Consider the following 13,549-nt stretch of genomic DNA (forward strand, 5'->3'; position numbering starts at 1 on the left):
AGAGTATGTAATTACATACTCTTATTTAAATACTTTAACTATATAGATATATTTTTCTTTATTATAAAAAAGAGGATTGTTGGCTTATATATAATAATTACTTAGTGACAGGTTGTGCATATTTAAATTTTATATTTCCATTATACTTAGGGATAAAAATTTTATCAGATTTTTTTATATCTACCCCTATCCCAAACATATCTTTTCTGATATTTAATTCATTTTCAGTTGATTTTAAAGTTGATTCTAAAGAATTTGGATTTCCAATTGCCTTGATAACGAAAGGCGGTTCGTACTCATGTTCATTGATTTTAATCTTCATGCCTTTAGCTTTTATCTTACTTAGAGTATTCAATCTTTCATCGTTTATAGATATAGCTTCTGCTCCAGCATTTTCTAAATCATTTACTATATAAATAAGATCTTGATCATGAACAATATAATTAACTTTATCTTCCGTAGAATTATTGGAAAAATTCTCACTGTCTGTTAGCGTTATGATAACGCCTTTTCCTTGTACATCTACTGTTCCTGCAATTATTTGGTTCGATTTTAATTCTTTTGTTAGTTCATTATACTGACTGTTATTCTTTACATTTAACAAAGTCACAAAAACTGTAAATAAAATAAATATGATTGCAATAATTGACCATTTTAAATGTTTTTCTTTGACCATTGAACTCATAGTAATTCACCTTCTTATCTAAATTTTATATACTGCATTGGAATATTTAAACATAATTTAAACTGAAAAGCAATAACCATATCGTCAATTGTATATTTCATTTCGTAAAATTCCATTATTGTAGAATATGGAAGTTTTAATATAGAAAAAATAAATACAATACATACTTACTATAGAAAAAACCTATTATATTATTTTTAGACCGTATGGTATACTTCAAATGTAGAATAACATAAGAAAAGGAGATGCTTATATATGAAAAAAATATACTTAATAGTAGTTGCGATTTTAACTGTAATATTAGCAGCTGGATGCACTAATACAAATGTAAGTGATAATAATGGTGAAGCTAATACAACTGAAAAATACACTAGTAATGATTACATAGTTGAGGCTGATTGGCTAAATGATAATTTAAATAAAGATGATGTATTAATACTTGATACAAGATCAGAAAAAGAATATAAAAAAGGTCATATACCTGGTGCTATAAATGTATCTTGGACTCAATTTGCAGATGTAAGCAATAAACCTGGAGATAAAGGTTGGGGTGTAGTTCTTGAAAGTGAAAAACTATCTGAGAAGTTATCAGAAGTAGGTATAGATGATAAGAAGACTATAGTTGCTTATTCTGATAATAAGAATGGATGGGGAGAAGACGGAAGAATAGTTTGGATGCTTAGAATGGCTAATTTAGAAAATACTAAAATGCTAAATGGTGGATGGCAGTATTGGAACGTAAAAGGTTATGAGGTATCTAAAGAGGAAGGTAATATTGTAAAAACTGACTTTAAAGTAGAGTCTTTTGATAAATCTTTAAATGCTGATACAGATTGGATTAATGAAAATTTAGGAAAAATAAAGGTAGTAGATAGTAGAGATTCATCAGAGTATGATGGTGCTGTTAAATATGGAGAAAAAAGAGGAGGACATATTCCAGGATCTATAAATATAGTATATACAGACTTATTTAAAGAAGATGGAAGAATCAAGAGCCAAGAAGATCTTGAAAAAATGTTTGAAGCAGCAGGAATAAATAAGGATGATACTATTGTATCTTATTGCACAGGTGGAATTCGTTCAGCTTATATAACTATGATATTTAAGATGACTGGATATAAAAAATCAATGAATTACGATGCTTCTTTTTATGAATGGGCTGGAGATGAAAGTTTAAAATTGGAAAAATAATATTATTAAAAAAAGCCTTCTATACGTTTTAGTGTTGCATCAATACAATATTTTTGTATTGACATTATAGAAAAAGAACTTAGTGGAAATTTTATTTCTGCTAAGTTCTTTTTTGATTTATTTTATATTTTAACGATAATATTTGAATTAGATTAATGCATGCTTTACCTAATTATTTAATTTATTAATGTTATAAATGTTATTAATAAGCAGAAGCGCTTATTTAAGCGCTTTTATGCTAATTTTAATATTCCTAGTATAATTAATATGCCTCCTGCTATCCAAAATGTTTTTATATTTTTAACATATAATTTAAACTTCTTACCTAGAGTCGTACCTAAGGGAATTGATAATAAATTAAAAATAAAGACAAAGATAATAACCTCCAAATAATTAACATTAGCTATGGCACTACCAAAACCTACTCCAAGTGAGTCAAGTGAAAGTGCAATACCTAGACATAGAGATTCTTTGAAATCTATATTTTCTGAGATATCTTTATTAACTACTTCGTTATCAGGTGAAATATTTACTGTGATTTCTAATCTTGATAATTTTATATTAATTAGATTTTTGTCATTGTTCTCTTTCTTTTGGATATATAAATGTTTTATATATCCGTCTATTATTAAAGAACAGCCTAACCCAACTAATATTAGAAAGCTTAAAATAGTTGTAAGGTTATTAGGTAATAATGTTTCTAGTATATTTCCTAAAATTATAGAAACTGTAAGAACACATACTGATATAAAACTTATTATTATCAATGAAATTTTAGGGAATTTAATGTTTTTCATTCCGTAGGATAATCCTATCGCAAAAGCATCTATACATATTGCTATAGCAATCAAAAATGACTCAGTTATTTTAATCACATCCTTTAATATTCATGCTTTTATCATCAATATTATAGTATTCTGAGAGTGTTAAGATGTGATATATAATATAAATATAAAAACCTACAATTAGAAAAATAATATTTACATGTTTTCATAAGTATGATAAAATTGTATCAAATCAAATAAGAATATATTAACCATGAAGGTAATAAATCCCGTAGGAATATGGGATTATACATTCGTGGTTTTTTTGTGCAAAAAAAATAAAGGGGGATAAATATGAAAAGAAAAATTTTAAGTTTATTTTTGAGTATTGCTATGGTTGTAGTGATGTTAACTGGATGTGGTTCTACTACACAAGATCAATCTAGTAATGATGGACAAGCAGAGAAGGTATTGACGTATGGTACAGGTAATGTAAGTGAAACTGGAAGAATCAATCCAGCACTTGATGAACATGCAGAAATACACAAACTTATATTCACAGGACTTACTAAACATGATAAGGATGGAAAGGTTGTACCTGATTTAGCTAAAGAGTGGAGTTTTGATGAGAGCACTAATACATATGATTTTGTACTTAATGAAGGAGTTAAGTGGCACGATGGTGAAGAATTTACAGCAGAAGATGTTAAGTTTACAATAGATAGCATAAAGAATCCTGACAATTCTTCTGAGATAGCATCAAATTATGAAGAGATAGAGAGTGTTGAAGTTGTGGACAAGTATAATGTGAAATTGCATTTAAAAGCTCCATGCGTTGCTATACTTGATTATTTATCTGTTGGAATGCTTCCTAAGCATTTATTAGAGGGTAAGGATCTAAATACTGATGAGTTTAATCAAAATCCAATTGGAACAGGACCTTATAAGTTTGACAAGTGGGAGTCAGGACAATACATACAGTTATCATCAAATAAAGATTATTACAATAATGTACCTAAGATTGATAAGGTAATATTTAAGATTATAAAAGATGAAAAGGTTAGAGCTATGCAGTTAAAATCAGGTGAAATTGATTTAGCTCAGCTTGAACCAAAGGATATAGAAGTTTTTGAAGGTATTGAAGGTATTAAATTATATAAAGAAAAGACTGCTGACTATAGAGGAGTAATGTACAATTTTAATAATGACTTATTCAAGAATAAAGAAGTTATTAAGGCATTAAACTATGCGGTTAATAGACAAGATATAATAGATAGCGTACTTAATGGTATGGGAAAAGTAGCTTACGGACCTTTACAAATGAGTCCATACAACAATGAAAATGTTGAAAAATATGAATGTGATCCTCAAAAATCAAAAGATATATTAGTTCAAGATGGTTGGAACTTGAATTCTGATAATATTTTTGAAAAAGATGGAAAGACATTATCTTTTAGATTAACTTGCTTTGAAGGAGATCCAGTAAGAGTTAATATGGCAAATATAGTGAGTCAACAATTTAAGAAAATAGGTGTAGATGCAAACGTTGATATACAATCAGAAGTAGACTGGGGAAATTTAGAGGCATTTTTAATAGGATGGGGAAGCCCATATGATCCAGATGATCATACTTATAAGGTATTCCATTCTTCTCAAATAGAATCTGGAATGAACTTAAATGCATATTCGAATCCAAAAGTAGATGAGCTTATAACTAAGGGAAGAACTACTCTTAAAGAAGAAGATAGAAAGCCGTACTACATGGAGTTCCAAAAGGAATTAGCTCTTGACCCACCATTTACATTCTTAGCTTATATAGATGCTGTTTATGGAGCTAAAGATAGTATTGTTGGTATGGAAGATACAGTTCTTGGACATCATGGAATAGGATTTTTATGGAATATAGAGGATTGGGATATTAAGTAAATAGGTTTACATTCTATGGTATTTATGCTATGATATAATTGATTAAGATGTTAATCATGAAGATTATATTCTAACGAATGTACGCCATGAAGGCAAGAAATCCTATAAGGATTTTGCTTTCATGGCTTTTTTTATACATAAGAAGGAGTGGACACCTTAAAATGATGAAATTTATTTTTAAAAAAATTAGAGAATCTATATTAACTATAATAATATTATCATTTGGGGTATTTATGATTTCACATTTAGCTCCAGGAGATCCTCTTGCATCAGTATATGGATCTGGTGTAGAAAGACTTTCAAGTGAGTTAAGAGAACAGGCTATAGATGATTTGGGACTTAATAAGCCATTGATGTATCAATATGGAATTTGGGTTACAAATTCTATAAAAGGTGATTTAGGATATTCATATAAGTATAAGATGCCAGTTAAAGATGTTATAAAAACTCATTTGCCAAATACGGTTTTATTAATAGGTCTTTGTCTTAGCCTAACATTTATATTATCTATAGTACTTGGCTTAGTAACAGCATTAAATGAAGGAAAATTGATAGATAGAATTATTACAAGGTGTACCACATTACTTTATTGCATACCTGGATTTTGGATTAGCTTAATATTAATACTAATATTCAGTGTAAACTTGAGGATGTTACCCTCATCTGGAGTTTATGATATAGGAAAGGAAAATGATCTTTTAAATAGAATAAGTCATCTTATATTGCCGCTTACAGTTATAGTAATTGGACATTTGGGATATTATGCGAATTTCGTAAGAAACAAAGTATTAGAGGAATTGAAAGAAGATTATATACTTCTAGCTAGAGCTAAAGGTCTTTCTAAATTTCAAATAATAGTTAGACATCCACTTAAAAAGATAATGCCATCTATTATAATACTGATGTCTTTGTCTTTTAGCCATCTAATAGCTGGCGGTTTTGTTGTAGAGTACATATTTTCATATCCGGGTCTTGGACAATTAATATTTGAATCAGCTAAGTATCATGATTATCCTCTTTTAATGGGAGGAGTTATGTTAACGGGTATTATAGTTGTATTGGCAAGTTTAGTATCTGACATATTAAGTAGCTTGATAGATCCAAGATTAAAAGAGAGAGGAATGAATTAAAATGGATTTTACCCCTATTGGAGTTTTAAGAGAAAATGGTAATCTAGAAAAAAAGAAATTTTCTTTTAAGAATTTAAGATTTAAAGGAGATATATTTATTTCTCCTCTTGTATTATTTATAATAGTATCTTTATGCATGTTAGCACCTTTAATCACGAGTATAGACCCAACCAATATGGAATTATCTAAGGTGTTTACATCTCCGTATAGAGGACATATATTTGGAACTGACCATTTAGGAAGAGATATATTTTCAAGAGTATTATATGGAGGAAGAATATCTATTATTATAGGGGTATTATCTATGGTTATATCTACTGTAATAGGAGCTACATATGGAAGTATAAGTGGTTATTGTGGTGGAACTATAGATGACATTATGATGAGATTCATAGATATAATGATTAGTATTCCATCTTTACTTATAATGACACTTATTCAAGCTATACTTCAAAGTAACAATATTAGCAGCATTATATTTGTAATAAGTATAACTAGTTGGATGAATATAGCTAAGATAGTAAGAGGAGAAGTTCTTGAATTAAAGCAGAGAGAGTTTGTTTTGGCATCTAAGATTATGGGTGCAGATTTTATATACATAATGAAGAAGCATCTGATACCTAATTATATGACTAGCATAATATATATGTCAGCAATAAATTCAGCTAATGCAATTATGGCAGAAACTACACTTAGTTTCTTAGGATTAGGACTTCCTATAGATGTACCTTCTTGGGGATCTATGCTTATGGATGCTAGGGAGAGTATACTTTTAAATAAATGGTGGGTTGCTTTATTTCCAGGAGTGTTTATGATAAGTACTATATTTTGTATAACTAATATAGGAGAGTATATAAGAGTTAAAAATAATAGAAGATTTAATAATATATAAAATTCGTCTAGTTAAAAATCTAGCTTTTATAGATAAAATATTCTGTAAATTGAAAAGTTGGTAATAATTACATAAAACGTTTATTGTAAATATATTGATTAATTTTCTGTAAAAAATTATAATATATGTGCATATATCATAATTTTTTACAGAAAATAATAAGCGATGGGGGAATCATATATGTTAAGACAGATCAAGGTAACTATCAACATGGAAGTTAATATTAATGAAGAAGAACTGATTTTAAATGAGTTAGTAAATAATAAAGATGCTATGAATGAGTATGTGAATAATGAAATTATTACTGTTTTAGAAGATATAGATGAAAATAAACTTGAATACATAGGACTTAGTAGAAAGATTAAAGATTCTCATATGAAAAAAGTATTACATAATATAGAAGAAGATGAAATTTTAGAAAACATAGAGAACATTCAAAAGAATATAGTTACAAAAATAAAGAGCATAGAGATTGCATAAAGTGAAAAGCTTATCTTTAGATTTAATCTAAAGATAAGCTTTTTTGATTTATATTAGATAATATATATTTGTCCTTTAATGATTTATATATAATATCATTTGTGTTAGTATATGTTTTTTTATATCTGTGTTTATATTCATCTATATATTCTACATTCAATATGTTTTCAGGATGTTTAAATTCACTCATGACACTGTTTACTGAGTTTGTATTATAAAATAGATTTAAGTTTTTTTCTATATTTTCATCATCCATATTATCATCACGCATAGATATATAATCTCTAACACATTTATAGTGATTTATAATATTTTTATTATAATATTTTGGATTCAAAGATTTTAAGTATTTATTAAAGTGATTGTAAGATTTACCAAAATTTTTATGATTATAATTTAATGCACTTAAAAATAATTCTATATTGGAATAATACCAAGGGGTATTATGGTCATTATCTAAATTCAATATTTGGGTTACAGACATATTTGGATTGTATCCAGCTTCATTTATCAAATCTATTAAGTTTGATATATCTTCATTTGATAGATTATTTAAATTGTTTATAAGTTTTTTTATTTGAATATAATTGATATGATTATCTAGTGAATCTAAGTCATCGAATTTATCTACTTCACTAAGGCCTGGAACTATTACATGATAAGAAGGAAAATCTAAAAAAGAACAGTCTCTAACAAATATATTAAAGTTTTTATCATTCAATAGTTTCACAATATGATTTAGTATTTCTTTGTTATCTAAAGTTGAAGTATCTTCAAACTCATTGAAATCATAATCAGATTTTGAACCAAAAAATTCCCTTGGATAATAGCCAGATCCATTGATTAGTATTCCAAGTAAATTTTGATGTTCATCAGATAAATTATTTTTGTATGAGTAATCTTTAAGACCCATCATATTGTTTATATCCTGTCCTTGCAAAAGTTCTGTTAAGGTTCTTTCTAATGATATTTCAAATACTGGATGAGAGCCGAATTTAATAAAGTAGTTTTGATTATCTTTATTTATAAATATAACAGCTACTACTGGGTAGTTTTCATTTAATGAGCAATCTTTTACTATAACCTTGTAGTTTCCTTTAGACTCTATTTGATTTATCATTGAATCTAATCTTGGAAAATTTTGTATATATGTTCTTGGGATATCTGGTGGAGTTATCTTTTCATTTATTATAACTTGATTGACATGTCTTTCTAAGATTTCGGATATACCTTGAATTAAAGCTTCTTCAAATGTATTCCCCGCGCACATTCCATTTGACATATATATTTTTGATACCATGTTAACAGGTATGTAGGATAGTTTATTTGTATTTAAATTTTTATAAGGAATACTTACAAAATCAAGAGGAGTATGTTCATAGGATGTTTTAGACCATTTGTTTAATAGGTCGTATGTGTCGGTTTTAGAGTTCAAATTATTTATTTGATATGAGAACCAATCATCATTTCTTTTTATAAGGTCATCTACACTTAGGTATTCTTCATCAGGAGCGTAATAAAAGTCTTTATATGACATAGCATTTTCTGTTAGAGTATCATTTAATCTAAAGAAAGTCTGGTTTTGAATTCTTTCCATAAGTTCTGCATAAGCACTTGCAAGAGCGTATTCATGAGACGTTCCTTTTCCATTAGTTGCAATTGAAGTATTTGCAATTTCAACTCGTACAGAACAAAATCCTTTAGCCGAGTTTTTCCAATCAGTTTCTATTGTAACAATTCCTAAATCAGAAAGTATTTTTCTTATTTTGTTTACAGTATTGAGTGGTAGTTCATCTTTGTATTTTCTATCTTTTAGTGAACTCAAATTAATCACCTCTTTACTTTTTTGAATTTAATTTTGAATCTAAAAGTATATTGATTTCTTTGAATAAATTGAACATCATATTATTAAATTCTTTGGTAGATTGGAAAAATTCGGTTACTTGAGGTATTTCGTGTAATGCCTTGAAATCATTGTTAAGTCTCATCATTTCTGAATTTAATTGTTCTTTTGACAGTTTTGATTTTTGCATTTTTAATTGTCTTTTTTTAAAATCGTCTACTTGTTTTTTTAAGTTTTTGTTTTTATCTATATTTCGTTTTGCATTTTTAAGATTCATAAATTCATCGGTATCACAAATGAATTCTACTAATTCCTTGGTTTTATTGTTCATAAAATCACCTCCGATTAAAAATAAAATATACTTTAACATTATATTCAGAGAAAAACAAAATGTGATTATAAATTATGGATCATCGTAAAAGTTCTAATATTGGAATTATATTCATATAATTATAAAAAGATTTGGAGGTGATGGGATATGAAAATTAAATGGAACACTAAGGCGGTATTGTATGGAATTATCGCGATTATACTAGTTGTTGGGAGTTTTTTAGTAGTTCCCAAATTTTTAGGTGATAAAGCTGAAGCTGTAGAGTTTACAATAGTAGAAAGAGACAGCATACCAGATAAAATACTTGATATAATGCCGAAATACGTTAATGAAGAAAGAGCGCTTGCTTGCAAAATTAAGGATAAAGTATATGTAATAGTTACAAGAGGAGAAAATAAAGATTACGGAGTTGAGATAGACAAGATTGAAATGGTCAAAGAAGATGACAAGACCAATATGAAGGTTTATTCTGTTTATAAAAAGCCAGAAGATTCTCATCCGTACATAGTAGTTGAAAGTAGCTTAGTAGAGCTTCCTGATAAGGTAGAATTGATTAGTAGCTTTGAGGATAAATAAATTTACTTTGAATAATTTATAAGATAACCATATTTATGTGTTTAATCCAAAACAAATGGCATTAAAATACCGCTAATGTTGTAAATATTTTTAATAAAACTAAGAATCTCATCTTATTGAATATCCTAAAAGTTCTAAACTCCCTAGAGGTCAAACAACGAACTTTTTTAACGTATATTCAAACGCTGTAATTCAAGTTTTATACAAAAATATTTAAACCATTTGCTAACATTTTAATGCCATTTATTTTTTTAGTGTGTTTTTAGACTTTATATATCATTTGAGAAAGTCCAATAATCTAAAAAGCATTCATTTGATAAAAAACTGATGACAAATATTATGTCGTCAGTTTTTTTTTTGTTTTTTTGGTAAGACTAATAAAAAAGTCTTTGCTTTAAAGATTTTAGTTTTAAACTTTTTTAAAATTGCATGGCGCCAACGAGTCTTTGCAGACTCCGTTGCTTAAAATTCGTAACGGAAATTATAAAAATTAAGATTAATATGAAAACATGAAAAAGGAGTTTTGTATGAAAACTATAGACAAGTTCAAAATTGATATAAAAGATTTAAAAAATGAATATGATATTAATAAATTAGATTTTGATACAACAGAGGATATAAGTCCCCTTAAGGGAATAATAGGGCAAAATAGAGCTGTGTGTGCTATGGATTTTGGGCTTAACATAAAAAGAAGAGGATACAATGTATATGTAGCTGGTATGAGTGGAACTGGTAGAACTAGCTATACTATGTCTATGATAGAAAAACTAGCTAGATATAAAAGAGATAACTTCGACTATGTTTATGTATATAATTACAAAAGTCCTAATGAACCTATATCTCTTAAATTTAGAACTGGCAATGGTAAAAAATTTAAAAAAGATGTGGAAGATGTATTGGAAAAGTTAAGATCGGATATTCCAAGAACATTTGAATCAAGAGAATATGAAGATAGAAATAAAGCTATAACAATGGAATATGAGACCATGACTCAAGATGCTATAAATGAATTAAATGAATTTGCAAAATCAAGAGGATTTACATTTCAAATAACTCAAAGAGGTCTTGTAAGTATTCCTCTAAAGGAAGATAATACTCCTATGGCAGATGAAGAGTACAAACAATTATCTCAACTACAGCTAAATGATATAAGACAAAGTGCTTCTAAGTTAAACAATGATATAAGTGAGTATTTGAAAAAAATAAAAGAAATAGAAGAAGAGTTTAAAAATGAGATATCTAATTTGGACAGAAAAATTGGAGAGAGCATAATAAGCTTTTATATAAATATACTAATAGAAAATTACGGATATAATGAGAAAAAGCTAAACTTTCTACATGATATGAAAGATGATATGGTAGAGAATATAGAGAAGTTTAAGCCTAAAAAAGATACGGAACAAAATATATTTGGTTTTATGCAAAAAGATGACAGTAAGTTCTTTACAAGATACAAGGTTAATCTATTTATAGACAACAGTGAACAAAAGGGATGTAGAGTTATAAATGAGACTAATCCAACTTATTATAATTTAACTGGTATGATAGAGTATAAAAATGAAATAGGAGTTCTTACTACCAGTTTTATGGAATTAAAGGCTGGTGCCATTCACAAGGCAAATGGAGGTTTTTTGATATTAAATGTGAAGGATTTGTTCTCTCATCCATTTGCATGGGAAGCGCTTAAGAGAACTTTGAAAACTGGAAAGATAAACATAGAAACATTGAACAAGCAATATGGGTATATAGTTACATCAACATTAAAACCAGAACCTATAGATGTGGATATAAAGGTTATTTTGATAGGAGATAATCGTATTTACAATCTTTTATATGGATATGATGAAGATTTTGCAAAGCTTTTTAAAGTTATGGCAGATTTCGATGTTGAGGTAGATAGAAATGAAGAAAATATATATAAGGTAGCTAGATTTATTTCATCTCATTGTGAAAAAGAAGGTCTTAAGCATTTTGACAAAAAGGCTGTTCTCAAAATTATAGAGTATAGTTCCCGAATATGTGAAAATAAACAAAAGTTGACTGCTAGATTTAATCAAATAGTAGATATTCTTTATGAGGCAGAAAATTTGAGTGATGATGATTCAGAGTATGTTACAGAGAAGGATGTAAAAAAAGCAATAGAATCTAAAAAATATAGAAACAATAAGTATGAACAAAGACTTAATGAGATGTTTGAAGATGAAACACTTATTTTGGACGTAGAAGGTGAAAAGGTAGGTCAAATTAATGGTTTAGCTGTAATGGGTACAGGAGAGTATTCATTTGGTAAGCCATCTAGAATAACAGCATCTACTTATAGAGGAAAACGTGGAATAATAAATATAGAGAGAGAAATCAAGCATAGCGGAAGTATACATGATAAGGGAGTGCTTATATTAAGTGGATATTTAGGTGAAAAATACGGTAAAGAAAGACAGTTATCACTTAATACTTCTATAACGTTTGAACAAAACTACTCTGGTATAGATGGAGATAGTGCTTCAAGTACAGAATTATATGTAATAATATCTAGTATTGGATCTATTCCTGTTAAGCAAAATATAGCAGTTACAGGATCTGTCAGTCAAAAGGGAGAGATACAACCTATAGGAGGAGTAAATCAAAAAATTGAGGGATTCTTTGATGTTTGCAAAATAAAAGGGATTACAGGAAATCAAGGTGTTATGATTCCTATACAAAATGTTAAAAATCTTATGTTAAGTGATGAGGTAATACAGGCTGTTAAGGATGGAGATTTTCATATATATGCTGTATCAAATATATATGAAGGACTTGAAGTTCTTACAGGGCTTTGTGAAAGTGAAGTAGATGAAAGAGTAAATCTAGCTCTTGATGAGTTAATAGATGAAGAAGAAGAGGATAAGGATGAAAAGGATAATTAAATTTTAATTATCCTTTTTTCTGTTATTATGTAGTCGAGCTGTGCGTCGTGATCTTCTTTTGGTACTTCATCGAATATTTGAATTTCAAATGCTATTCCAATTGTTATACAGTCATCTCTTAGAGATTCTAAGAATCTATCGTAATATCCGCCCCCGTAACCGAGTCTATATCCATTAGTATCATATGCTACTGCTGGAACTATTACTATATCTATGTCTTTAGCATTTACTGGTCTTATAAATTCTGACTTGGGTTCTCTAATACCATAAGTACCTATAGAAACTTCTGTTTCAATATCCTTTAGTTGAGATAATAAGAGTTTTCTTTCGTCTACTATTGATATTGGAACTACAACTTTTTGATTTTTTGATAAAAGGTAATTTATTATAGTATCTGTTTGAACTTCATTGTTAAAATCAAGGTATGCCATTATTGTTTTAGCTTTTTTTATTGCATCTAGTTTTAATAAATTTTGAAATATTAATTGTGAGTTTGAATTTATTATGTCTGGATTTTGTTTTTTTCTTTCTGATATAACTTTTTTTCTAAATTCTTTTTTCAATAAAATCATCCCCTCTATATGATTATACCAAAAAAATCTATACTGGATTCTAGATATTTCAATAATTTGAAATATATGGATAAGGTTGATGGCATTTATACTTCACTTTCAACTATTTTAAGCAACGTAGGCCTTAGGGGACGTTGGCTATATGAGTCACTGCGTTAGCGAGTAGACGAATTTTTTTATACTAAGGGATTATAAAATTTTTGTTCTGTTGGTAATATTGCTGAAAGTACTGCGCTTACAACTATTTTTGAGCAAC

The 13,549-nt window shown here is 28.0% G+C and carries 12 protein-coding genes; 7 read left to right on the forward strand and 5 right to left on the reverse strand.

What is annotated here, in order from left to right:
• Positions 1–97 precede the first annotated feature (97 nt).
• Positions 98–685, reverse strand: a complete 588-nt coding sequence (locus P4S50_RS00830) for a DUF881 domain-containing protein (protein ID WP_277732617.1) — start codon at positions 683–685, stop codon at positions 98–100.
• 255 nt (positions 686–940) lie between these two features.
• On the opposite strand from P4S50_RS00830, the gene P4S50_RS00835 reads away from it, so the two are divergent.
• On the forward strand, positions 941–1,876 hold the full coding sequence (locus P4S50_RS00835; protein ID WP_277732618.1) for a sulfurtransferase: 936 nt from the start codon (positions 941–943) through the stop codon (positions 1,874–1,876).
• A 233-nt stretch (positions 1,877–2,109) separates the two neighbouring features.
• On the opposite strand, the gene ytaF is transcribed toward P4S50_RS00835, so the two are convergent.
• On the reverse strand, positions 2,110–2,751 hold the full coding sequence (ytaF, locus tag P4S50_RS00840) for a sporulation membrane protein YtaF (RefSeq protein ID WP_277732619.1): 642 nt from the start codon (positions 2,749–2,751) through the stop codon (positions 2,110–2,112).
• A 243-nt stretch (positions 2,752–2,994) separates the two neighbouring features.
• On the opposite strand from ytaF, the gene P4S50_RS00845 reads away from it, so the two are divergent.
• The 4 genes from P4S50_RS00845 to P4S50_RS00860 all read left to right on the forward strand — a co-directional run bounded on the left by P4S50_RS00845 (position 2,995) and on the right by P4S50_RS00860 (position 7,068).
• On the forward strand, positions 2,995–4,566 hold the full coding sequence (locus P4S50_RS00845) for an ABC transporter substrate-binding protein (protein WP_277732620.1): 1,572 nt from the start codon (positions 2,995–2,997) through the stop codon (positions 4,564–4,566).
• 161 nt (positions 4,567–4,727) lie between these two features.
• Complete coding sequence (locus P4S50_RS00850) at positions 4,728–5,696, forward strand: ABC transporter permease (protein WP_277732621.1); 969 nt, start codon at positions 4,728–4,730, stop codon at positions 5,694–5,696.
• 1 nt (position 5,697) lies between these two features.
• A complete protein-coding gene (locus P4S50_RS00855; protein ID WP_277732622.1) occupies positions 5,698–6,588 on the forward strand; it encodes an ABC transporter permease in 891 nt (296 codons plus the stop codon).
• 180 nt (positions 6,589–6,768) lie between these two features.
• Positions 6,769–7,068, forward strand: coding sequence for a hypothetical protein (locus P4S50_RS00860; RefSeq protein WP_277732623.1), 300 nt, complete (start codon positions 6,769–6,771; stop codon positions 7,066–7,068).
• Between the two features lie 22 nt (positions 7,069–7,090).
• Here the strand turns inward: P4S50_RS00860 and P4S50_RS00865 are convergent, their stop codons facing one another.
• Both P4S50_RS00865 and P4S50_RS00870 read right to left on the reverse strand, forming a co-directional pair.
• Entirely contained in the window at positions 7,091–8,893 is a 1,803-nt protein-coding gene (locus tag P4S50_RS00865; protein ID WP_277732624.1) for a YcaO-like family protein, read from the reverse strand.
• A gap of 13 nt (positions 8,894–8,906) precedes the next feature.
• On the reverse strand, positions 8,907–9,242 hold the full coding sequence (locus P4S50_RS00870) for a YlbF/YmcA family competence regulator (RefSeq protein WP_277732625.1): 336 nt from the start codon (positions 9,240–9,242) through the stop codon (positions 8,907–8,909).
• Positions 9,243–9,389: 147 nt separating this feature from the next.
• Here P4S50_RS00870 and P4S50_RS00875 point away from each other — a divergent pair, with 147 nt between their 5' ends.
• Together P4S50_RS00875 and P4S50_RS00880 are read left to right on the forward strand one after the other, a co-directional pair.
• Positions 9,390–9,818 carry a hypothetical protein gene (locus tag P4S50_RS00875; RefSeq protein ID WP_277732626.1) on the forward strand — a complete coding sequence of 143 codons (429 nt, stop codon included), beginning with the start codon at positions 9,390–9,392 and terminating at the stop codon, positions 9,816–9,818.
• Positions 9,819–10,345: 527 nt separating this feature from the next.
• Positions 10,346–12,721 (forward strand): Lon protease family protein, encoded by a 2,376-nt coding sequence (locus P4S50_RS00880; protein WP_277732627.1) that lies wholly within the window; start codon positions 10,346–10,348, stop codon positions 12,719–12,721.
• Here P4S50_RS00880 and P4S50_RS00885 read toward each other — a convergent pair.
• A complete protein-coding gene (locus P4S50_RS00885) occupies positions 12,718–13,284 on the reverse strand; it encodes a 5-formyltetrahydrofolate cyclo-ligase (protein ID WP_277732628.1) in 567 nt (188 codons plus the stop codon). The genes P4S50_RS00880 and P4S50_RS00885 overlap by 4 nt on opposite strands.
• Positions 13,285–13,549 lie beyond the last annotated feature (265 nt).

Origin of the sequence: Tepidibacter hydrothermalis, assembly GCF_029542625.1 — a bacterium.
GTDB classification, from domain to species: Bacteria; Bacillota; Clostridia; order Peptostreptococcales; family Peptostreptococcaceae; genus Tepidibacter_A; species Tepidibacter_A hydrothermalis.